Source organism: Curtobacterium sp. ODYSSEY 48 V2 (genome assembly GCF_023712625.1).
In the GTDB taxonomy this organism is placed as follows: Bacteria; Actinomycetota; Actinomycetes; order Actinomycetales; family Microbacteriaceae; genus Curtobacterium.
In genome coordinates, this window is record NZ_JAMAXX010000002.1 from 150,992 (window position 1) to 172,904 (window position 21,913).

Sequence of the window (21,913 nt, forward strand, 5' to 3'; positions counted from 1 at the left end):
CAGCGGAACGGGCCGCCCCACCAGGTGGGACGGCCCGTCGCGTCGTCGGCCGGGAGGCGCGGTGTCAGTCCGTCAGGACCGGCCCGTCCTCGACGGCGCGCTTCCGGCGTGCGAGCACCAGCGCCACGGCGCCGGCGAGCAGCAGGACGCCGGCGGCGATGCCCGGGAACACCAGGTCGGCGCCGGTGAACGCCAGGTCGCCGCGAGCGGCGTCCGGTCGGTCGGCGTCCACGACACCGGTGCCCGCGCCGTCGGCACCGCCCGCGCTGCCGTCGCCGTCGGTGTCGCCGCTGCCCGGCAGGCCGGGACCGGGGGTACCCGGGTCGGTCGGCTCGCCGGTGCCCGGCTCCGGCTCGACGGCCGTCTCGACCGGGACCGTCACGGCGAGGGTCACGGTCTGCCCGTTCGGCAGGGTGAGGACGAGCGGCTGGTCGGTCGTCGCGGTCGGGGCGGCGGCGCGGGCAGCAGCGGTCGGAACGGCCGTCGGCTCCGTGTCCGCGGCAGGCGTGCCCGGCACGGTGAACGCGAGGGTCGCGCGACCCTGCTCGTCGGTGGTGTCGACGACCGTCGTGTCGACCTCGGCGGACGCGAGCTCCTGACCACCGGCGCTGACCGAGACGGTGCCGCCCTGGTCGGCCGCGTTGCTGAAGGTCAGGGACGACAGGTCGATGCGGACGTCGTCGCCGGGGCCGAAGCCGCCGGCAGGTGCCTCGGAGACCCGGACGCCGACGGCCCGCTGGTCCTCCTGGACCGCGACGGTCGGGTGTGCTCGGAAGTACTGGACCTGCGCCTCGAGGTCGACCGTGCCGCTGTCCTGCTTCGCGGCGGCGTCCTTGAAGGCGGCGAAGTTGTCTCCGCCGGTCGCGAGGAACGAGTTCACCGTGACCTTGTAGGTGCGGTCGGACGCGATCGGGTCACCGTCGAGGGTCATGCCCGTGATGCGCTCGCCGGCCGTGGCCAGCGGGTCGTAGGTGTAGCTGAAGCCCTCGGAGACGCCGAGCTTGAGGAAGGGGCGGCTCGCGGTCGACGGCTGCCACTGCTGCTCGAGCGCCCGCCGGATCTGGTCGCCGGTCAGGTCGAGCACGACGAGCGTGTTCGCGAAGGGCTGGACGACCGCCGCTTCCTTGTACGTCACCGCGCCGGAGGCGATGTCCGCGCGGAGACCGCCCGGGTTCATGAAGGCGATCTGCGAGCCCTGGCGCTGCGTCTGGTCACGCTGCACCTCGGCGACGAAGTTGCCGAGGGTGGACTCGCCGCCGCGGTTCTCCGACCCGTTCGACTGCACGGCGCGCTGGAGGTCGCGGTCCACCGTGCCCAGCTCGACGGCGCCGAGGCGGTCGGCTTCCTGCACGGCGGCGTCGACCGTGGTCTGCACGGCGGGGTCGGGCGTGTACGTGCCGTCGACCAGGCGCAGGTTCTCGGGCGTCGCCGCGGTCACCGTGCCGTCCGCGGCGACCGTGAGCTCGACGTGACCGAGGTTGAAGCCGTACGAGCCGGTCTGGATCACGGGGCGGGCGACGGTACCGCCGGTCGGGACGACCGAGTAGGCGTACGTCTGGTGCGTGTGGGCGGACAGGATCGCCGAGACCTTCGGCGTGACGCCGTGGACCGCGCGCGCGAAGTCGGAGTCGTCGCCGGGCGCGACCTCGGCGGGGGACTCGGCGCCGTCGTGCACGAGGAGGACGAGCACGTCGGCCTCGTCGTTCGCCGTGTCACCGTCGGTGAGCTGCGCCGCGACCTTGTTCACCTCGGTCGTGATGTCGCCCATCTCCAGTCCGGCGATGCCGTCCGGAGCGACGAGTCCCTGGCCGACGAGGTCGACCGTCGCGCCGATGAACCCGACGCGCTTGCCGCTGATCTCCTGGATCGAGTACGGCTGGAACGCGGGTTCGCCCGTGGCCGAGTCGAGGATGTTCGCGGAGACGTAGTCCCACTGCGCCGCGCGGACGCCCTCGCCCTGGCCGCCGATCACGCGGTCGCGCAAGTCGTCCTGGCCCTTGTCGAGCTCGTGGTTGCCGATGGCGCTGACCGACAGGTCCATCTGGTTGAGGACGTCGATGGTGGGCTGGTCGTCCTGGATGAAGGACTCGAACGTCGAGCCGCCGATGTTGTCGCCGGAGCTGACGAAGGCGGACGTCGAGGGATCGGCACCCCGGAGCTGCTCGAGTGCACCGGCGAGGGTCGCGGCACCGGCGGCGTCGCCGTCCCGCGGTGCCGGAGCACCGGCGGAGTCCTTCGAGATCGACTGCGCGATGCGGCCGTGGAAGTCGTTGACGTTGTAGAGGTCGATCGTGGTGTCGCCCTCGGCGGCGAGGGCGGCGGACGGGACGGTCAGGGCGGTGAGGACGCCGGCGGCGACCAGGGCGGAGGCCCCGGCCAGGCGCCGGCGACGCGGGGGAGTGTGAGCGTTCATCACCGCAAGAACCTATGAACTCCCACAGCCGACGCGCCAGGGGTTGCCGCAACACGTCACGTGGTGTTCACACCACGGGGGACGTTCCTCCCGTTCGGGGGACAACCACGGCGGGATCGGCGTCAGTCCCGGCCCAGCGCGCCCTTCACCCGCTCGACGGCCTCGGCGGCCATGGCCTTCGCCGAGTCCTTGATGACGCCGATCTCCGCCGGGTCGCCCTTGAGCAGGCTCTTCGCGGTGTTCACCGCGTACTCGGCGGTGATGTGCGGCGGCAGCGGCGGCACGTTGCGGCTGACGTAGGCGTCGATGAGCGTGACCCCGGGGTTGGCGAACGCCCGCTCCACGGCTGCCTCGACCTCGTCGTCACCGTGCACCGCGATGCCCTCGAAGCCGAGCAGCCGGGCGTACCCGGCGTAGTCCATCGACTCGACGTCCTGCGACCCGGACCACATCGGGTTGCCGTCCTCGGTCCGCATCTCCCACGACACCTGGCCGAGGTCGTCGTTGTGCATGACCACGATCACGAGCTGCTGGTTCGGCCACTGGGCCATGTACTTCTTCACCGTGATGAGCTCGTTCATGCCGAGCATCTGGAAGGCTCCGTCGCCGATGGTGCACACCGCCGGGGCGTCCGGGAAGGCGAACTTCGCCGTGACGGCGTAGGGCATCGCCGCGAGCATCGTCGCGAGCCGTCCGGACATGTCGCCGTGCATGCCGCGGCGCAGTCGGATGTGGTGGCCGTACCAGTCGGCGGTGGTCCCGGCGTCGCAGGTGACCGTGACGCCCTCGGGCAGGCGCTCGTTCACGGCCCGGATGACGCGTCGTGGGTTGACGCCGTCGTCGTACGCGACCTCGGCCTGGCGGTGCATCTCCGCTTCCCACTCGCGCATCTCGCCGGCGAGCTTGTCCTGCCACGCGGTGTCCTGCTTGTCGCGCAGCAGCGGCATGACCGCCTGCAGCGTCGCACCGACGTCGCCCCACAGGTTGAGCTCGGTCGGGTACCGCAGGCCCATCTGCTCGGGCTTGATGTCGACCTGCACGCCGCGGGCCTGACCGGAGGCGGGCAGGTACTCGCCGTAGGGGTAGTTCGAGCCGAGGAGCACGATCGTGTCGCACTCCTTGACCTGGGTCAGGCTCGGGCGCGAGCCGAGGAGCCCGACCTGCTGCGTGTGGTACGGCACGTCGGAGGGGACGACGTCCTTCCCGCGCAGGGCGGTGATGATGCCGGCGCCGGTCTTCTCTGCGGCCTCGAGCACCAGGTCCGTGGCACCACGGGCGCCGGCTCCGACGAGGAACGTCACGCGCTCCCCGGCGTTCAGGATCTCGGCGAAGCGCGCGATCTGGTCCTGCGGCGGCACGATCCGGGTCGAGGGGGCGACGTCGCTCGACCGGGACACCCAGTGCTCGGCGGCCGGGGCCTCGTACGCCATCGCCTGCACGTCGTGGGGGAGCACGACGACGGCCGGCTGCTTCCGGAGCATCGCCGTCCGGAACGCCGTGTCGACCACGACGCCGACCGCGTCCGGCGTGGCGACGGTCTCCACGTAGCAGGCGACGTCGGCGAACACGCGCTCGAGGTTCGACTCCTGCTGCGTGAACGTGCCGATCGACGCCAGGCCCTGCTGCCCGACGATCGCGACGACCGGCTGGTTGTCCATCTGCGCGTCGTACAGCCCGTTGAGCAGGTGGAACGCGCCGGGGCTCGAGGTCGCGACGCAGACCCCGACCTCGCCGGTGAACTTGGCGTGCGCGGTCGCCATCAGCGCGGCGATCTCCTCGTGCGTCGGGCGGACGTACTCGAGCTCCCGCTCGCTGCCGTCGGCCTTGCCGAGCGCCCCGTCGAACGCACCGATCCCGTCCCCGGGGTAGCCGAAGACGCGCGAGACGCCCCATGCCTTGATGCGGTCGATGACGAAGTCGCTCACGGTCGTGCTCATGCACCCACCGTGCTCGGCGGTTCCTGTACACGCTCAGGTCGCCCGGGGGACGTCAGGCGACGGGACGCCACGTCCCGTCGGCCGCGCTGGCGACGACGGCCTCGATGACCGACGCCGCACGAGCACCGTCGGCGAACGTGGGGAGCCCCTCGGGCCACGCCGAACGGTCGCCCTCCGCCCGGACCGCCGCGTAGGTGTCGGCGACGAACGCCGCGAAGGCGTCGAGGTACCCCTGCGGGTGCCCGGCCGGCACGACCGCCAGCCGACGCTGGTCGGGGAACCCGAGCGAGGGGTCGCGCACCACGATCTGGGCGCCGCGCTCGTTGCCGAACCACGCCGCCTCGGGCTGCTCCTGGTCGAAGGCCGCCGACCCGAGGGTGCCGTCGACCTCGAACCACAGCCGGTTCTTCCGCCCGGCCGCGACCTGCGAGACGACGACGTTGCCGATGCGCCCGGTGCCGGTGCGGAAGGTCGCGACGGCCGTGTCCTCCGTGGTGACCTCGGCCCGCTGCCCGGCGTCCGCCACCGGGTCGGGGTCCGGCGAGCCGGAGAACGACGGCCCGGAGGCAGCCGGACGGGTCGGGTAGACGATGTCGGTCGCGGCGCTCACCGCGGCGAACGGGTCGCCGGTCACGAACTCGACCAGGTCGCACCAGTGCGAGCCGATGTCCGCGAAGGCCCGGGACACCCCGCCGGCACCGGCGTCCACCCGCCAGCTCGAGGCGTCCTCGTCGAGCATCCAGTCCTGCAGGTAGTGGCCGTGCACGGCGAGCAACCGGCCGAGCTCACCGGCGGCGATGCGGGCGCGGATCTCCCGGACGACCGGGTGGTACCGGTAGACGAACGGCACGGTCGCGACGACGCCGGCCTCGTCGGCTGCGGCGACCAGCTCGGCGGCCTGCTCGGCGCTGATCGCGAGCGGCTTCTCGCACACGACGTTGATCCCGGCGCGGACGACCGCGAGCGACTGCGGGTGGTGCTGGTCGTTCGGCGTGCAGACGTGGACGACGTCGGGGGCGTCGGCGATCACCTCGTCGAGCGAGGCGTAGCCGCGGGGGACGTCGAGCTGTGCGGCGACCTGCTCCGACCGGGCCGGCGTCCGGCCGAGCACCCCGACGACCTCGGCGCCCGCGGCCCGTGCCGCACGGGCGTGCACCCCCGCGATCATCCCGGTGCCGACCACGGCGACGCGGATGCGTCGCCCTCCGTACCCACTGCTCATGGTGCTCCCTCGCGCCGGACTCGCCCCACCGTACCGACGCAACCCGGCCACGCGCCGGAACGCGTGAGTACGGTCGGGGGCATGTCGAGCCTCCAGACCAGCCTGCTCATCCTCGGAGCCAGCGGCGACCTGTCCAAGCGACTGCTGCTGCCCGGTCTCGCCACCCTCCTCGAGGTCAAGGACGACTGGGACGTCCAGCTCGTCGGGGCCGGCGTGGAGGACATCTCGGACGACGACTGGAAGGCGCAGGTGCGCACGTCCTTCGAGAACGCGCAGGCGTCGAAGAACGAGGAGGACGAGGGCGCGCACGACGGCGGCGAGAAGCTCAGCCGGCGGCTCGTCGAGGTCATCGAGGCCTCGACCTACCGCAAGGCCGACGTCACCGACGCCGGCGACCTCGGGACCCTGCTCGACGCGTGCCACCACGATCCGGCGATCTACTTCGCGCTGCCGCCGGCCGTGACCGAGAAGAGCTGCGCCGTCCTCAAGGACCTCGACCTGCCCGGTGGCACGCGGCTCGCGCTCGAGAAGCCGTTCGGCACCGACGCCGAGAGCGCCGAGCACCTCAACGACCTGCTGCACTCGTTCCTGCCCGAGGAGCGCATCCACCGCGTCGACCACTTTCTCGGCCGCTCCACGGTCCTCAACCTGCTCGGGCTGCGCTTCGCGAACCGCATCATCGAGCCGCTGCTGTCGTCGGCGCACGTCGACCGCGTCGACATCGTCTACGACGAGACCCTCGGGCTGGAGGGCCGCGCGCGCTACTACGACAAGGCCGGTGCCCTGGTCGACATGATCCAGAGCCACCTGCTGCAGGTGATGGCCGTCGTCGCGATGGAGGCGCCTGCATCCATCGACGCCGACGACCTCCGCACGCAGAAGGAGCTCGTCCTCCGCGCCGTCCGGCCGTGGGGCGAGGACGTCGTCGCCGCGGGCAAGCGTGCGCGCTACACCGCCGGGACGATCGGCGACCGTGAGCTGCCGTCCTACGTCGACGAGGACGGCGTCGACCCGTCGCTCGGCACCGAGACCCTCGCGCAGCTCACCCTCGAGGTCGCGAACTGGCGCTGGGCCGGCGTCCCCTTCACGCTGCGGTCCGGCAAGGCGCTGGAGCAGCAGCGTCGCGAGATCGTCATCACCTTCAAGGACTCGCCGCACGTGCCGAACGGGCTGAGCGGCGCCGAGCGACCGGACAAGCTGCGGATCTGGATCGCCCCGGACGAGATGCAGCTCGAGCTCAACGTCAACGGTCCCGGCGATCCGTACACGATCGACCACACGGCGCTGTCCGTGAACTTCAACCCCGGTCGGCTCAGCGCCTACGGCGAGGTCCTGGCCGGCGTGCTCGAGGGCGACGCGACGCTGTCGGTGCGCGGTGACAGCGCGGTGCAGGGGTGGAAGGTGGTCGAGCCGTTCCTGCGTGCGTGGCGCGACGGGAAGGCGCCGCTCGACGAGTACGCGGCCGGGTCGGCCGGTCCCGACAGCTGGGACAACATCGACTGCTGACGTCGCGTCGGCGGGAGGCGCGGTGCCGGACGGGAGGCGCGTGGCGGGGCCGCCACGCGCCTCCCGTCCGTCTGCCGGTCGCGCGGCGTAGCGTCCGGTGACGTGAAGACCACCGACGACGTCCTGTCCACCGTCCCCGTCCCCGCCGGCTCCGACGTCCGCGTCGAGCCCGTCCGCTACGACCACGAGGGCACCGCGCTCCTCGGTGTGCTGGCGAAGGACCACGCCGTGTCGGGGCCCCGCCCCGCCGTCCTCGTGATCCACGACTGGCACGGCGTCAACGAGCACGTCGAGGCCCGGGTGACGATGCTCGCCCGTCTCGGCTACGTCGCCTTCGGTGCGGACGTCTACGGCGAGGGCGTCCGTCCCGGCGACGACACCGCCGGCGAGGTCGCGGGCTCGTTCTACCAGGACCTGCCGATGTTCCGCGCCCGGCTGACCGCGGGGCTCGACCGGCTGCGCGAGGACCCCGACGTCGACCACTCCCGCATCGTCGTGATGGGGTACTGCTTCGGCGGCTCCGGTGCGATCGAACTCGCACGCACCGGTGCGGACCTCGCCGGTGCGGTGTCGTTCCACGGTGGCCTGATCGTGCACGAGCCCTCGGACGCGTCCGCGATCCGGGCGAAGCTCCTCGTGCTCACCGGGGGAGCGGACCCGATGGTGCCGGACACGACGGTCGCCGAGTGGCAGGACGAGATGCGCGCGGTGCCGTCGGTCGACTGGCAGGTCACCACCTACGCCGGCGCGATGCACGCGTTCGCGGTGCCGGGCACCGATGCGCCGGACCACGGGGCGCAGTACCAGGAGCGCGCCGACCGCCGCTCGTGGCAGGCGTTGCAGGTGTTCCTCGCCGAGGTGTTCGACGAGGAGCCGACCGTGGTCTGAACGGCGCGACACGCCGAGGGCTCGGTGCGGCGCGGCTCGATTGGCGTTCCGCGCCGCACCTGTTGTAGAGTCTTCCACGGCCGCAAGGCCAGCATCGGTCGCAAGACCGGATGCGCTCGTAGCTCAATGGATAGAGCATCTGACTACGGATCAGAAGGTTGGGGGTTCGAGTCCCTTCGAGCGCACATCTGAGAAGGCCCCGTCGCACTGCGACGGGGCCTTCGTCGTTCCCGGGGATGTTCCTTGCCGCGCGAGCGTCCTGGGCCGCTCGCCGCTTGCGGCTCGCAGCTCGCAGCGAGACGCCGGTGTCGTGCTGAGACGCCGCCGGTCGAGCGAGACGCCCGGTGATCCGGCGGTGTCTCGGGGGAGCGAGTTCGTCTGGCGACGACGCCGTCGTCTCTTGCGGATGCCGGCGTCGTCCGGAGCGCCGGGGAGTGCCTCGCTCGCCGTCGCCAGGGCAGGAGCTGTACGTACCGCGCGGCGTCCTGCACCATGACTCCATGAGGACCCGCACCGTCGCGGCCACGGCTGTCGTGGTGGCCCTCGTCGTGCTCACCGGGCGCACGCAGCAGCAGACCTCGTTCGACGGGGTCGCGCGGGCGGCGTGCGAGACGAGGGTCGGGCCGGCGATCGTCGCCTGGTGGCGGGACGGGTACGGGATGACCCCGTGGAAGGTCGTCGACACCCGGTCGACGTCCGTCGAGGACGGGCCGGGGGGCTCGGACGAGGTGACCACCGTGATCGTCACCGGCGAGTCCTCGGTACAACGTGTGGAAGACGGCGAGGCGACGGAACCGGTCGAGTGGTCGTGCTCCGCGCAGACCAGGGCTGACGATCCGACCACGGTGTCGGCGACGATCCGGGGGATCACGCTCCGCTGACGCCGGTTCGCGCGCCACGTCGCACAGCACCGTGCGTGCATACAGATTCCTCGCCGGCCCGCTCGACCCGCAACTATCGTTCCGGCATGGTCCGGCGCACGCAGCGAGCACGACGGGACCAACGCCGTGCGCACGAGGAACTGTCGGCGGGTCTCGACGACCAGGATCGCGGCCTGTACCGTCCGCCCCGGCGTGACGACTGCTCCGAGCGTTCGTGGTTCCAGAGCGTGGACGATGCCGACACGATCCGGATCGACCATCGACTGTTCCGGTGCAACGGCGAACTCGTCGACTTCGCGATCGTGGTGCTCGCGGTCGACCTCGACGGGCAGTGGGTCGAACGGGCACGGGCGGACTGTTGCCACGGACACGTCCACCTCCACCACACGAACGGCTCGGTCTCGTCGATCGCGCCGTTGCACTGCGTCGAGGACGTCGACAGGCTCTTCCCGCAAGCGTCGGTCCGCGTCTTCGAGTACGCCGTTACAATCCGGGACATGAAGGGCAGGCGCGAGCACGATGCATGAACTCGACGCGTTCCGTCAGGAAGTCGATCGTTCTCTGGCGGTCGGCCGCTTCGCGGAGATCGATCTCGAGGTCGTCGACGTCGAGGGACGATCGCCGGTGGTGGTCGCACTCGAGGACGAACGGCTTCCGGTGCTCCTCCGTCGCATCGAGGCAGTGGGCGGGTTCGCCAACGTCTTCGTCAAGACGCGCGACGGTGTCCGGCGAGTGTCGGTCATGGACGTCGACGGAGCGCTCGACGTCCGAGGTGCCGATGACATGCGCCGCGAGGGTGATCAGCCGAGCGCTGACAGTTCCGTCGGTGTCTTCGTCGACTACCTCGCGGCGCGGACCGCTGGTGTGGTGTTGCCGGCGCGCTTGGCGTCAGCATCGAAGAACGCCCTGCCGGCCCGTCAAGTGGAGATCATCCGCTCAGCCTGACCCGGTGATGCCGGTTGCCGCTGGCGGGTCAGCCGGGCCAGGACTCCTGCGCCCACGAGCCGTCGGCGTGGCGCTCGTACGCGAGCCGGTTGCTCGCCGCATCGGTCGCACCGCGCCAGAACAGCATCCGCACCGGCGTGAGCGCGTAGCCCGTCCAGGTGCCCGGTGGCTCGAGCCCGGCACCCGGTCGCTGACGCTCGAACGCCGCCCAGAGCTCCCGTCGTCGCCCGTGGGTGTCGGCGGCGGCCTCGTGGTCGTTCACCCACGCGAGCACCTGCAGGTACCGGGTCCTGGCGGCGTAGGCGGCGCGGGCCTCGGCGTCGGTGACGGGTGCCACGTCCCCGACGACCACGAGCTGCCGCGCCGCCTCGGGCCAGACGAGGGTGACGGCGGCGCGGAGGAGTGCGGCGAGCTCGGCGGCCTTGCGGCTCCGGCTGTCGGTGTGGAAGTGCAGGCGCTCTCCGTCGAACCGCGAGAGCAGCACGGTCCGGGCGGACGGGTAGCCGTCGAGGCCGAGTGTGGACAGGGTCATGGTGGGGCCGGGTCCGTCCTCGGCGGCCGGGAGCCACGCGGCGGCCAGCTCGAGCGGGTCGGCCGGGGTGGCGGCAGCGTCGTCCTGCGCGGCCGCCGCCTGCCCCGGCAGGACGGTCACGGCACCGTCACCACGTCGGACACGAGTGGAGCGGCGGCGGGCTTCGCGACCGCCGGGTCGAAGCGGGCGATCTCGTGCAGGGACGCCACGGCTTCGTCCAGGGACAGGTCCCACAGCACCTGCCCGTAGGTCGCGGTCGCCCGGCTCGCGTCCCCGACGACCCCGGGCGTGCCGAAGTCGTTCGACAACCACCCGAAGGACACCGGCCCACCGTTGAACCGGATCTTCTCGAACGCTGCCAGGTGGTCCGGCACCCACCGCTCCGCGAGCGACATGTCGACCAGGTCGGGCCGCAGGTGCAGGATCATCGACGTCTCCGCCGCCCCACCGTGGATGCCGAACCCGCGCTCGTCGGCGTCCTCGCCGGCGGGACCGGGCATCCGGGCGAGCGTCGGCATGAGGAACGTCTTCAGTCCGTACCGCTTCCGGATCTCGCGCAGGGCGACCTGGAGCAGGGCGACGTTCCCGCCGTGCCCGTTCGCGAAGACCAGCGACCCGGCACCCGTCAGCGCCACGGCACGGCCGATCTGCACGGCGGTGTCGAACATCGTCGACTCGTCCAGCCACACCGTGCCCGGCGCCCAGCTGTGCTCGTCGGACTTCGTGAACGCCAGCGTCGGCAGCTGCCAGACGTCGAGGCCCTCGGCAGCGGCCCGCTCGACGGCCGCGCCGCCGATGTGGTCGGCGAGCAGGAAGTCGGTGACGAGCGGCAGGTGCGGCCCGTGGTGCTCGACGGCCCCGGTCGGCTGCACGACGATCGTCTCCGGACCGAAGCCGGCGGCGACCGCCGGCCCCGACAGCTCCGCCAGGCGACGCGAGCGCACGGCGCCGCTCACTTGCCGAACCCCGGCACGACGGGCTGCGCCGACGCGGTCGAGCCACCGCTGACCACGAGCGACGGGTCGATGACGTGCCCCGGGTTGAGCAGCCCCTCGGGGTCGGTGCGCTGTTTCAGTGCCACGAGTTCCTCGACCCCGTGGTCGACGTAGTACTGGTGCGGGCTGTGCACCCGGACGCCCAGCTCACGGAGCACCGGGTAGCCCGCGTAGACGTCCTCGGCCCCGGTGTACGGCGCGGTGAGCATGCCGATCGGGCCGACGTGTGCCGCCTCGATGTGCAGCATCCCGCCCGGGTAGACGGCCTCGACCTCGGCGATCCGGTCGATGAGCGCCTCGCCGCCGACCTCGACGTGGAAGTACTCGGTGTCGGGGGTGTTCCGCTTGAGCCACCAGATCGGGTGGTTGTAGGACAGCATCGACACCTTGGTGGTCTGCTGCAGGCCCTCGCGGACGTCGGACACGGTGCCGCCGGCCTGCTCGACCAGCGCGCGGGCCTCGTCGAGCACGACGTCGTCGATGATCGCGCGGAGGCTCGCCCGGTCGTCCGGGATCGCGGTGTCGGACGGCAGCGTGGCCGCGACCTCGGGTCGGTCGGCGCTGACGAGCCGCGGCACCGGGTCGAGCCCGCGCAGGGTCCGGACGGCGACGAGCGCGTCCTCGAAGGTCGGGAACGACGCGTAGACCGCACGCCACTCCTGCAGCGGCTCGAGGCGGACGGTCGCCCGGGCGATCACACCGGCGGTGCCGTAGGTGTGCACGAACGGCTGTGCCTCGTCACCCTCGACGTGCAGCAGTTGGTCCGAGCCGGGCAGTGCGACGTCGAGCGCGGTGACGAACCCCTGCCAGTTCGAGCCGTGCGCGATCGAACCGGTGCCGCCGGAGCCACCGGACAGGAACCCGCCGATGGTGGACTGCGCGGTGGACGGGTACATCCAGAGCTGCTGCCCGGCGGCGGCCGCGGCCTGCTCGAGGGCGACCATCGACGCGCCGGCCTCGGCGGTGATCCACCCGTCGCCGACCTCGACGACGGCGCGTGCCCGCGAGGTGTCGAGGACGAGTCCGCCGTGCAGCGGGATGCCCTGGCCGTAGTTGCCGGTGCCCTTGCCGCGGGTCGTGACGGGGACGCCGTGCCGGACGGCGGCCTGCAGGGTGGCCGCGACGTCGTCCGCCGACGCCGGGTACGCGACGAGGTCGGCCAGTCCGAGCGGCAGCTGCGCGCTGAGGATCGGGCTCATGGTCGCCTCGTCGACGGAGGCGCGGGCGCGGGTGCGCTCGTCGGCGCTGACGCCGCGCTCGCCGAGGAGGCCGACGAGGTCGGCGCGGAGCGCCGCGAGCGCCGCGGCGGACACAGCGGTGGCGGGGGTGGTGGAGGCGGGGGTGACGGTGGTCATGCTCACTCCTGTGGGTGGGTGGTGCGGGAACAGCGGACGGGAGGCACGGGGCGGGCGTGCCCCGCGCCTCCCGTCCGACGGGTGGTCGGCCGACACGACGCGCGCGGCCGACCGGCTGTCAGTTGCCCAGTCCGATGGACTTGTCGAGGAACTCGTTCGTGTACAGGTCGGACGGTGCGAGGTCGCTCTTCACGTCACCGGTGCCGGCGAAGACGGGCTTCGCCTTGTCGATGAAGTCCTGCATGCGCTGCTCGTCCATCGAGCCGATGTAGCCGTCCGTGTCCTTCGCCAGACCGAGGTCCACCATCTGCTTCGCCGCGAACGCTCCGACCTTCGAGTCGTACGTCCAGCCGTTGTTGTACTGCTGCACGAGCTGCGTGATGAGGTCGTTCGTGGCCTCGGGCGCCTTCAGGTAGTCCACGTCGGCCTGCTGCATCACGGGCACGAGCTTCTGCAGGCACGGCTCGAGCTTCGACAGGTCGCCGGTGCGGACGGACACGGCCTCGGGGTAGGGGTTCCACCCGGTGCTCGAGATGGGCTTGTACGCGACCTTCTTGCCCCAGGCGGCGACCTGGTTCTGGTAGATGTACGGCTCCGCGGTCGCGAAGCCCTGCTGCGCGTCCTTGCCGCCGGCGGAGACGAACTTCGACGGGGTGCCGTCGTAGCTGCCGTCGAGCACCTGCTTCGGCAGGATGCCGGACTGCTCGAGGTACGTCATGTACGCGGCACCGTTGAAGTAGCGGACGACGCCGCCGTTCTTCTCGAGCTCCTTGCCGAGGTCCTCGATGGAGTCGACGTCGGGGTAGGTCTTCGGGTCCCACATGATCGACATCGGGGACGAGTCGTTCTCGGCGAAGACGGCCGTGGTGGGCAGGTTGCCGGAGAACTGCACCTGCTCGTCGGTGGACATGTAGCCGAGGGTGATGTCCTTGTCCTGGTACATCTGCGATGCGACCTTCGTGTAGCCGATCGCGGGGCCGCCGGCGCGGATCTCGAGCTGCACGCCGGTGCTCTTGCCGTTGGCGTACAGGTCGCCGGTGACGGTCTTGCCCGACGCGTCGATCGACGGGTTCGGACCGAGCATCTCGTACAGGTGGCCGTGCTCGCCCTCGGGGTTCCAGTCGGTCTGGACGACGACGGTCGCCGGGCAGACGCCCGACAGGTCGATCGCGGGGCCGGTCGCGGCCTTCGCGCTGGCGCTCGACGCCGCGGTGCCGGCGGACGAGCCGGCGGCGCATCCGGTCAGGGTGAGGGCGGTCGCGGCGAGGGCTGCGGTCGCGACGCCGATCCGCGTCGTGGTTCGGGTGGTGCGCATGGAGGCTCCGTTCGTGGTGCGGGTCTCGTGGTGCTGTGGGTCGGTGAGGGGGACGGGAAGCGAAGGGGAGTCGGGGCGACCCGCGCCGCGGCGGTCGGGGGAGAGCGCCGCGACGCGGGTCAGCTGAAGTCGTGCCAGCGACCGACGGCCAGGCGGCCGATCAGTCCGAACACGAGGAAGACGGCGACGCCGTAGAGCGAGGCGATGATGATGGTCGCGTAGAGCTCCGGCCCCATGAGGCGCGAGGCGGTCACCTGGATGAGGACGCCGAGCCCGGGGTTGCCGCGCTGGAAGAACTGGTCGCCGACGATCGCGCCGATGACGCTCAGGCCGGCCGAGGTCCGCAGACCGACGAAGATCGACGGCAGGGCGGCGGGGAACTGCAGCTTCACGAGCTGGGCGAACCGGCTCGCCCGCTGCAGCCGGAAGAGCTCGCGCTGCCCGCGGTCGGCGGACTGCAGGCCGAACAGGGTGTTCGACACCATCGGGAACAGGGCGATCATCACGGTGACGATGACCCGGCTCGCGAACTCGTAGCCGAACAGGGCGCCGATCAGGGGTACGAGCGCCAGGATCGGCACGCACTGCAGCACCACCGCGTACGGGTAGAGCGACCGCTCGAGCCACTTCGCCTGCGCCATCGCCATCGCCCAGACGACACCGATGACGATCGCGAAGCCGAGGCCGACGAGGGACACCACGGTGGTGCGACCGAGCGCGGCCCACAGGTCGGTGCCGAAGGTCGAGGGCGAGCCGTCGGGCATCGTCGGGGCGACGATCGCCTTCGCCACGAGGTGCGGGTACGGCACCAGGAACGCGAGGCCACGGACGTGGTCGTAGTAGGCGGCCGCGGCGTACCAGATGCCGACGAGCACGGCGAGGACGACGACGGGCTGCCACCACGACACGGTCCGGCGGGCGCGCGGTGCGGTGCGGCGTGCTGCCGCTCGGACGGCGCGGGCCTCGGCGACCTCCTGCAGGGTGACCATCAGCGGTGTCCTTCCCGGAGCGCGTGCGAGACCTCGCCGACCAGTTCGGCGAACTCGGGGGTGAAGCGGATGTCGGGGTCGCGGGGCATCGGGAACGGCACCTCGAACCGGCCGACGATGCTGCCCGGACGGCCGGACATGACGACGACCTCGGTGGACAGGTACACGGCCTCGGACACCGAGTGGGTGATGAACAGTCCGGCGAACTGCTGCTCGACGAAGAGCCGGAGGAGCTCGTCGTTCAGGCGCTCGCGGGTGATCTCGTCGAGGGCGCCGAACGGTTCGTCGAACAGGAACAGCTCGGGGTCGAGCGTCAGCGACCGGGCGAGCGAGACGCGCATCCGCATGCCGCCGGACAGCTGCTTCGGCAGGTTCGTCTCGAAGCCGTTCAGCCCGACCAGGTCGATCGCACGAGCAGCCTCGGCAGCCCGTTCGGCCTTCGGCACGTGCGCGAGCTCGGCGAGCAGCTCGACGTTGCCCTGCACGGTGCGCCACGGCAGCAGGGTCGCGTCCTGGAACACGTAGCCGATGCGGTCGGCGGCGACGTCGGCGGACCCGTCGGACGCCGACTCGAGTCCGGAGGCGATGCGCAGCAGCGTCGACTTGCCGCAGCCGGAGGGCCCGACGACGGACACGAACTGCCCGCGGTCGACGGTCAGGTCGACGCCCTGCAGGGCGATGGTGCCGTTCGGGAAGGTCATCTCGACGTTCCGGAAGTCGAGCAGCGTGTCCGTCGTGGTGACGGGCGGCGGGGCGGTGGTGGTCACGGGCACCTCGGGTTCTCGGGTCACGGGTTCGCGGTGGTGGGGCGAGGGGGTCAGGCGGGGACGGGTGCGGTCGCGCGCACGGACATCGGGGCGGCGACGGTCGTGCGGACCTCGGTGCGTGCCACGAGGCGCCCGCGGGACAGGACGATGCGGTCGGCCGGAGCGTTCGCCACCGCGTCGGTGACGCTCGTCGCGGCGATCGCGAGCAGGTCGGCCCGCCGTCCGGGGACGGGGCCGGCGGCCGGGAGGCCCATCACGCTCCGGGCGGTGTCGCTCACCATCGCGTACGCCTGGTCCGGCGTGACGTGGCCGGCCGACACGAGCAGGCTCGCGGTCTCGAGGGCGTCGCTCCGCCCGACCGGGTTGAACGGGTCGCGGACGTTGTCCGCGCCCGCGGCGACGCGCACACCGGCCTCGGTCAGGGCGCGGATCGCGGTGAGCCCCCGGGGCGTGGACACCGGGTGCTGCCACCCCTGCAGGTACAGGTTCGTGATCGGCAGCGTGATGATGCCGAGGTCCGCGGCGGCGACGTCGGCGACGACCTCGGCCAGGCGCTCGTGGCCGAGCGTGCCGAGCCGGACGCAGTGCCCGGCCGAGTACTGCCGGCCGGTGCGCGGCATCCGCAGGACGGCGCGGGCGTAGTGGTCGAGGGTGACCGGCCCGTCGAGGCTCTCGTCGGTGTGCAGGTCCACTCCGACCCCGTACCGCTCCGCGATCGCGAGCAGTCGGTCGACGTCGGCCAGCGGGTCCTCGGCCAGGTGCGGGGCGCCGCCGACCAGGTCGACGCCGCAGTCGAGGACGGCCTCGACGTGGTGGTCGGGTGCGAGCGGCCCGGCGAGTGCGACGAGCTCGATGTCCATCAGGCCGGCGAGCTCGTCGCGGACCTGCACGAGGGCTCGGGCGCCGCGGGTGGCCGACTCGACCGGGGCAGGGGCGTCCTCGGCGGTGCGTCGGCCGCTCAGCACGTCGACGTGGGTGCGGACGGACGTGGTGCCGGTGGCGAGCAGTGCCAGTGCGGCGGTCCGTGCCCGGTCGGTGACGTCCTCGACCGTCATCGTGGCGGCGTGCGCGGACCACGAGGCGATCGCGGCACCGAGGTCGCCGAGCGGGGGGTGGATCGCGTCGGCACTCAGGGCCTTGTCGAGGTGCGCGTGCGGCTCGGCCGGTGCGGTGAGCAGCAGGCGTCCGTCGAGGTCGAGCACGGCGTCGGCGGGAGCCGGGAGCGTGCCGGCGGGGGCGACGTCGGTCACGGTCTCGCCGTCGATCGCGACGTCGACCAGGCGCCCGTCCGGCAGCAGCGCGGACCGGAGGAGTCCGACCTGGCGAGGTGCTGCGGCGTCCATCCGGTGCCTCCCGATCGTGTGTGAGAATGTTGATCGCATCAACATCTCCGATGCTAGGGCGGCAGTGTTTCCCTCTCGTTTCGAGGCGGTTGCCGTGTGTGACACCCGTCCCGGCCGGACCGGGCGGCCGGAACGACGGTTCCGACCGGGGGCCTCGTCCGACCCGCCCACCACCGCACCGGAGCGCCGCCACCAGGCCGAGAGGAGTGCGCGTGAGCACCGGCACCACCACCGAGACCGACCGCGTCGTCGACGACCAGACCCAGCGGATCGGGGAGCACATCCGCGCCCGCAGACGCGCTGCACGACTGACCCTCGTGCAGGTCGCCGAGCTGACCGGGCTGTCGCACCCGTTCCTCAGCCAGGTCGAACGAGGGCACTCCCGCGCGAGCATGGTGTCCCTCGAGAAGATCGCCGCCGCGCTGGGGACCACCCAGGTCGAGCTGCTCGCCGCCGGCGCCCCGGAACGGCCGGACCACGACGACCGGGGCCCCGAGGTCATCCGTGCGGGCGAGGGCGCACGCGGCCCGTTCTCGAGCGGCGAGGCACGACTCCTCGTGCACGCCGGCCCGCACGCCTTCGAGCCGCTCGAGTGGACGGGTGAGAACACCGACCTCGGCGACTGGTTCGAGCACCGCGAGGACGAGTTCCTCACCGTGCTCGTCGGCGACGTCCTGCTCGACCTCCGCGGCCACGAGCCCCTGCGCCTCGGGCCGGGCGACTCCGCGTACTACCGCGGCGGGACCGGGCACCGCTGGTGCAGCGCGGACGGCAGCCGCTTCCACATGATCGTGGTCAAGGAGACCCCACGCGCCGGAGCGGCCCCGAGCACCGGAGTCGTCGCGTGACCGCCGCGCCGGAGCGTCGCCGCGTGCGGGTCGCCGCCCGCCGCGCGGTCGCGACCGACGTCGTCGCGCTCGACCTCGCACCGGACGACGGCGCACCACTGCCTGACTGGGAGCCCGGGGCGCACGTCGACCTCGAGGTCGCGCCGGGCACCGAGCGGCAGTACTCGCTCGTCACGACCACGCCCGAGGGGCACTGGCGCATCGCGGTGCTCCGGGAACCGGACGGCCGCGGGGGATCCCGCGCCGTGCACGACGGGTTCGCGGTCGGGCACGAGATCGTGGTCGCCGGACCGCGCAACCACTTCGGCTTCGACCCGACCAGGCCCGCGGTGTTCGTCGCCGGCGGCATCGGGATCACGCCGCTCGTGGCGATGATCGTCGCCGCCGAACGCGCCGGCACGCCCTGGGAGCTCCACTACGCCGGCCGCAGCCGCAGCCGGATGGCCTTCGTCGACGAGCTCGTGGCGGCACATCCCGAGCGGGTCGTCGTCGCCGCGGCGGACGAGCACCCGCGGTTGAACCTGATCGGCCTCCTCGCCGAACCGCGGGACGCCGTCGTCTACTGCTGCGGTCCGCGCGGACTCATGGACGCGGTCGAGACAGCCGCCGCGCACTGGGCCGCCGGGAGCGTCCGGGTCGAGCGGTTCGAACCGGCCGACGATGTCGACGCCCCCGGGGAACCCTTCGAGGTCGACCTCGCCGTCACCGGCGTCACCGTCACCGTCCCCGCCGACCGCACGCTGCTCGAGGTCGCCGAGGAGGCCGGCGCCTTCGTCCTGTCCTCGTGCCGCGAGGGCACGTGCGGCACCTGCGAGACCCCGGTCCTCGAGGGCTCGGTCGAGCACCGGGACACCGTGCTCAGCCCCGAGGAGCAGGCGGACGACCGCACGATGATGGTGTGCGTCTCACGCGCCCGGCGCGGCTGCCCGCGCCTGGTCCTGGAACTGTGACGGGCCGTCGCCGGTGACGAGACGGACGGGAGGCGGTGCACACGACGTGCGCACCGCCTCCCGTCCGGTCCCGTCCCCACCCGGTCCGTGTGTGCCGTCAGGGACGCTCGGTGTCGTCGAGCGCGCCACCGGTGAGCGCCGACAGGCGCTCCAGCCCTGCCTCGGCGACGAGCTGGCGGGCGAGGGGGCGGGCGCGGTCCACCGCCTCGCGCACGTCGACCTTCGTGACGTCGCCGTCGGCGAGGCTCAGCTCGCCGTCGACCCAGACGTCGCGGACCTCACGGCTGCCCGCGACGAAGACGACCGCCTGGTAGGGGTCGTGCACGTTCGCCAGCGTGGGGGAGTCGCCGTCGAACACCACCAGGTCAGCGCGCTTGCCGGGCTCGAGCGACCCGATCTCCTGCTCCATCCGCAGGGCCCGGGCGCCGCCGATCGTGCCCATCTCGAGGGCTTCGCGTGCACTCATCGCGGTTGCCTGCAGGTCGCGGACGCGGGCGAGCAGGGCCGCGGTCTTCATCGCCTGCAGGAAGTCCTGCGAGTCGTTCGACGCCGGACCGTCGACCCCGATCCCGACCGGGACGCCGAGCGCTCGCAGTTCGGTGACCGGCGCGATGCCGCTCGCCAGGATGCCGTTCGCGACGGGGTTGTGCGCGACCCCGACGCCGTGCGTGGCGTAGCGCTCGCGGTCCTCGCGGTCGACCCAGACGCTGTGCGCGGCGATCACCGGGACCTGGAACATGCCCGTCGCCTCGGCGTGGCCGATCGCCGTCCGACCGGTGCGCTGCCGGGCGGCGGTGACCTCCTCGCGCACCTCGTGGAAGTGCACGTGCACCCCGTGGCCGCCCGCGACCGCGTAGTCGACGTGCTCCTGCCAGGTGTCGTCGGTGTACCGGCCGATCGACGAGACGCCCACGCGGAAGGTGCTGTAGCGGCTGGCGTCGGCGGCCTCGCGCAGGGCCTCGAACTCGTCGAGGATCGGGGTCGCGCCGAAGTCGCGGTCGACGTCGCCGGAGCCGAACGACACGACACCGCGGAGCCCGAGGTCCTCGAGTGCCTGCACGACACCCGGGGTCGCCGGCTCGTCGGGCACCGGGTCGGCGCAGAACATGTCGTTCGCGGTCGTCACACCGCTCCGGAGGAGCTGGATGCCCTGGAGCACCGTGCCGGCGTACGCCTTCTCGCGGGTCATCACCGGGTTGACGCGGCCGATCAGTGCGGTGAGCCACTCCCACAGCGTGTACTGCGAGCCGATGCCCGTGATGAGCCCCTCGCTGAAGTGGCCGTGTGTGTTCACGAAGCCCGGGGTCACGATGTCGTACGCGCCGCCGCGGACGGGTGCGTCGGGATGCGCAGCGGACAGCTCGGCGAAGGTGCCGACGGCGGCGATGCGGTCCCCGTCGAGCAGGACGGCGCCGTCGCGGATCGCTGCGGGTGTGGAGGAGCCGTCCGGTGCGGCGGTGAGCACCCAGCCGGCGCGGATCAGGGTCTGCGTCATGGGGCGAACCTAGGGTGCCCGTGTTTCGCGGGTGTCACCGCCGGGTTTCCCGGACCGCGCGGCGCGGTCGACCGGAACGCGCGGGGTCGGCGAGACCGTGCGACCCGTCGTCACGCCCCGGAAACAGGCGGCTGCTAGAACCGTCGCATGCTGACCGTCACCGGTGCACACCGTGTCCTCGTCGACCCCCGGACCGAACGGGACGGCGACGTCGTGATCGACGACGGCAGCGAGGTCGTGACCACCCTCGACGTGTCCGGCTGCGTGGTCACACCCGGTCTCGTGAACGCGCACCACCACCTGCTGCAGACCGCCTTCCGCACCCTGCCCGGCACCCGCGGCGTGCCGATGGCCGACTGGTTGCCGACCATGGCGGCGGCGTACGGCCGGGCCGGGCACGATCCCGAGCTGTACGGACTGGCGGCGGCTGCCGGAGCCGCGGAGGCCCTCCTGTCCGGCGTCACGACGATCGCCGACCACCACCTGAACTGGCCGTCCGGCGTGAGCACGGACGACACCGTGGCGCTCGCCGCGGCGACGATCGACGCGGTGCGTGGTCTCGGCGGACGGCTCGTGTTCGTGCGCGGGTCGGCGCGGGACGACCCGGAGCGCGCCGCGGCCTCGGCAGACGCGATCGCGACCGGTCTGCTGCACGAACGTGCGGTGGGCGGCGTCGACCCGGACGGCGGTCTCCAGTTCGCCGTCGGTCCGGCCGGCGTGCACTCCGACGGCGAGGCCACGTTCCGCGCGCTCGGCGAGGTCGCGGAACGGCACGGTCTCCGGCGCCGGACCCAGGCGAACGAGCAGGTCGACACCGCGATCGCGCTCGAGCGGTACGGCCGTCGGCCCCTCGACCTGCTCGACGAGTGGGGCTGGCTCGCGCCCGACGTCACGATCGCGCACCTCTGCGACGTCACCGACGACGAGATCGCACGACTGGCGACCACAGGCGTCACGGCGACGCACGCGCCGGGCTGCGATGTACCGATGGGGTGGGGGGTCGCTCCCGTCGCGAAGCTCACGGCGGCCGGGATCCCGGTCGGCCTCGGCACGAGCGGTGGGGGCAGCAACGACGCCGGACACCTGCTCGCGGACGGGCGTCTGGCGATGCAGGTGTCCGCGCTCGTCGGGCCGCAGCTGCCCGCGCGCCAGGTGCTCGGGATGATGACGGAGGGGTCGGCGGCGGGACTGGGGCGGCCGGAGCTCGGGCACCTCGGCGAGGGCACCGCGGGCGACCTGTGCGTGTGGGACGTCTCGGGTGTCGCCGATGCCGGCGTCGCGGACCCGGTCGCGGGGCTCCTCTGGGCGTCCCCGGGTCGTCGGCCGCGGCACGTGGTCGTCGGAGGGCGGGTGGTCGTCCGGGACTTCCGACTCGTGACGGGCGACGAGCGCGAGATCACCGCCCGGCTCGGCGAGCGCCTCGCCCGGACCCCCGCCGCGGTCTGAACGCGAGCCACCGAGCTGGGGAGGGGCGCGCCGTCCCGGTCTGGTCCCTCCTCGGCCCGCACGCCGGCCGAGGAGGAGGACCGCGA

General features: G+C 72.5%; 19 protein-coding genes and 1 tRNA gene. 9 read left to right on the top strand and 11 right to left on the bottom strand.

All coding sequences use genetic code 11. The annotated features are described in order from the left end of the window. Positions 1–64 precede the first annotated feature (64 nt). The 3 genes from M3666_RS03400 to M3666_RS03410 all read right to left on the bottom strand — a co-directional run bounded on the left by M3666_RS03400 (position 65) and on the right by M3666_RS03410 (position 5,572). Positions 65–2,413, bottom strand: a complete 2,349-nt coding sequence (locus M3666_RS03400) for a bifunctional UDP-sugar hydrolase/5'-nucleotidase (protein ID WP_251154498.1) — start codon at positions 2,411–2,413, stop codon at positions 65–67. A gap of 122 nt (positions 2,414–2,535) precedes the next feature. Then, positions 2,536–4,350 (bottom strand): thiamine pyrophosphate-requiring protein, encoded by a 1,815-nt coding sequence (locus tag M3666_RS03405; protein ID WP_251154499.1) that lies wholly within the window; start codon positions 4,348–4,350, stop codon positions 2,536–2,538. Positions 4,351–4,402: 52 nt separating this feature from the next. Next, positions 4,403–5,572: a Gfo/Idh/MocA family protein gene (locus tag M3666_RS03410; RefSeq protein WP_066655782.1), complete on the bottom strand. Its 1,170-nt coding sequence runs from the start codon at positions 5,570–5,572 to the stop codon at positions 4,403–4,405. An 81-nt stretch (positions 5,573–5,653) separates the two neighbouring features. On the opposite strand from M3666_RS03410, the gene M3666_RS03415 reads away from it, so the two are divergent. The 6 genes from M3666_RS03415 (at position 5,654) to M3666_RS03440 (ending at position 9,792) form a co-directional block, all read left to right on the top strand. Then, the gene (locus M3666_RS03415) at positions 5,654–7,078 is read left to right on the top strand and encodes a glucose-6-phosphate dehydrogenase (protein WP_251154500.1); all 1,425 of its coding nucleotides are present in this window, start codon (positions 5,654–5,656) and stop codon (positions 7,076–7,078) included. A 102-nt stretch (positions 7,079–7,180) separates the two neighbouring features. Continuing rightward, entirely contained in the window at positions 7,181–7,966 is a 786-nt protein-coding gene (locus M3666_RS03420) for a dienelactone hydrolase family protein (protein WP_251154501.1), read from the top strand. 112 nt (positions 7,967–8,078) lie between these two features. Then, a tRNA-Arg gene (locus tag M3666_RS03425) sits at positions 8,079–8,151 on the top strand. Positions 8,152–8,466: 315 nt separating this feature from the next. Continuing rightward, complete coding sequence (locus M3666_RS03430; protein WP_251154502.1) at positions 8,467–8,847, top strand: hypothetical protein; 381 nt, start codon at positions 8,467–8,469, stop codon at positions 8,845–8,847. A gap of 86 nt (positions 8,848–8,933) precedes the next feature. Continuing rightward, positions 8,934–9,374 carry a hypothetical protein gene (locus M3666_RS03435; RefSeq protein ID WP_251154503.1) on the top strand — a complete coding sequence of 147 codons (441 nt, stop codon included), beginning with the start codon at positions 8,934–8,936 and terminating at the stop codon, positions 9,372–9,374. Further along, positions 9,367–9,792: a hypothetical protein gene (locus M3666_RS03440; protein ID WP_251154504.1), complete on the top strand. Its 426-nt coding sequence runs from the start codon at positions 9,367–9,369 to the stop codon at positions 9,790–9,792. The genes M3666_RS03435 and M3666_RS03440 overlap by 8 nt, the downstream gene beginning before the upstream one ends. 28 nt (positions 9,793–9,820) lie before the next feature. Here the strand turns inward: M3666_RS03440 and M3666_RS03445 are convergent, their stop codons facing one another. The 7 genes from M3666_RS03445 to M3666_RS03475 form a co-directional block, all read right to left on the bottom strand. Beyond that, on the bottom strand, positions 9,821–10,444 hold the full coding sequence (locus M3666_RS03445; RefSeq protein WP_251154505.1) for a pyridoxamine 5'-phosphate oxidase family protein: 624 nt from the start codon (positions 10,442–10,444) through the stop codon (positions 9,821–9,823). Beyond that, on the bottom strand, positions 10,441–11,280 hold the full coding sequence (locus M3666_RS03450; protein ID WP_251154506.1) for a creatininase family protein: 840 nt from the start codon (positions 11,278–11,280) through the stop codon (positions 10,441–10,443). The genes M3666_RS03445 and M3666_RS03450 overlap by 4 nt, the downstream gene beginning before the upstream one ends. After that, entirely contained in the window at positions 11,277–12,674 is a 1,398-nt protein-coding gene (locus M3666_RS03455) for an FAD-binding oxidoreductase (protein ID WP_251154507.1), read from the bottom strand. The genes M3666_RS03450 and M3666_RS03455 overlap by 4 nt, the downstream gene beginning before the upstream one ends. A 118-nt stretch (positions 12,675–12,792) precedes the next feature. Next, a complete protein-coding gene (locus tag M3666_RS03460; RefSeq protein WP_251154508.1) occupies positions 12,793–13,989 on the bottom strand; it encodes an ABC transporter substrate-binding protein in 1,197 nt (398 codons plus the stop codon). A 119-nt stretch (positions 13,990–14,108) separates the two neighbouring features. Further along, a complete protein-coding gene (locus M3666_RS03465; protein ID WP_251154509.1) occupies positions 14,109–14,978 on the bottom strand; it encodes an ABC transporter permease in 870 nt (289 codons plus the stop codon). Beyond that, positions 14,978–15,769 carry an ABC transporter ATP-binding protein gene (locus M3666_RS03470; protein WP_251154510.1) on the bottom strand — a complete coding sequence of 264 codons (792 nt, stop codon included), beginning with the start codon at positions 15,767–15,769 and terminating at the stop codon, positions 14,978–14,980. Before M3666_RS03470 ends, M3666_RS03465 begins: the two co-directional genes overlap by 1 nt. Before the next feature lie 26 nt (positions 15,770–15,795). Continuing rightward, a complete protein-coding gene (locus M3666_RS03475; RefSeq protein ID WP_251154511.1) occupies positions 15,796–17,088 on the bottom strand; it encodes an amidohydrolase family protein in 1,293 nt (430 codons plus the stop codon). 212 nt (positions 17,089–17,300) lie between these two features. Between M3666_RS03475 and M3666_RS03480 the strand changes: the two genes are divergently transcribed. Together M3666_RS03480 and M3666_RS17005 are read left to right on the top strand one after the other, a co-directional pair. Next, a complete protein-coding gene (locus M3666_RS03480) occupies positions 17,301–17,936 on the top strand; it encodes an XRE family transcriptional regulator (RefSeq protein ID WP_251154512.1) in 636 nt (211 codons plus the stop codon). Next, positions 17,933–18,886, top strand: a complete 954-nt coding sequence (locus tag M3666_RS17005) for a PDR/VanB family oxidoreductase (protein WP_251154513.1) — start codon at positions 17,933–17,935, stop codon at positions 18,884–18,886. The genes M3666_RS03480 and M3666_RS17005 overlap by 4 nt, the downstream gene beginning before the upstream one ends. Before the next feature lie 97 nt (positions 18,887–18,983). Here the strand turns inward: M3666_RS17005 and M3666_RS03490 are convergent, their stop codons facing one another. Then, entirely contained in the window at positions 18,984–20,381 is a 1,398-nt protein-coding gene (locus M3666_RS03490) for an amidohydrolase family protein (protein WP_251154514.1), read from the bottom strand. 147 nt (positions 20,382–20,528) lie between these two features. Here M3666_RS03490 and M3666_RS03495 point away from each other — a divergent pair, with 147 nt between their 5' ends. Continuing rightward, complete coding sequence (locus M3666_RS03495; RefSeq protein WP_251154515.1) at positions 20,529–21,827, top strand: amidohydrolase family protein; 1,299 nt, start codon at positions 20,529–20,531, stop codon at positions 21,825–21,827. Positions 21,828–21,913: the final 86 nt, after the last annotated feature.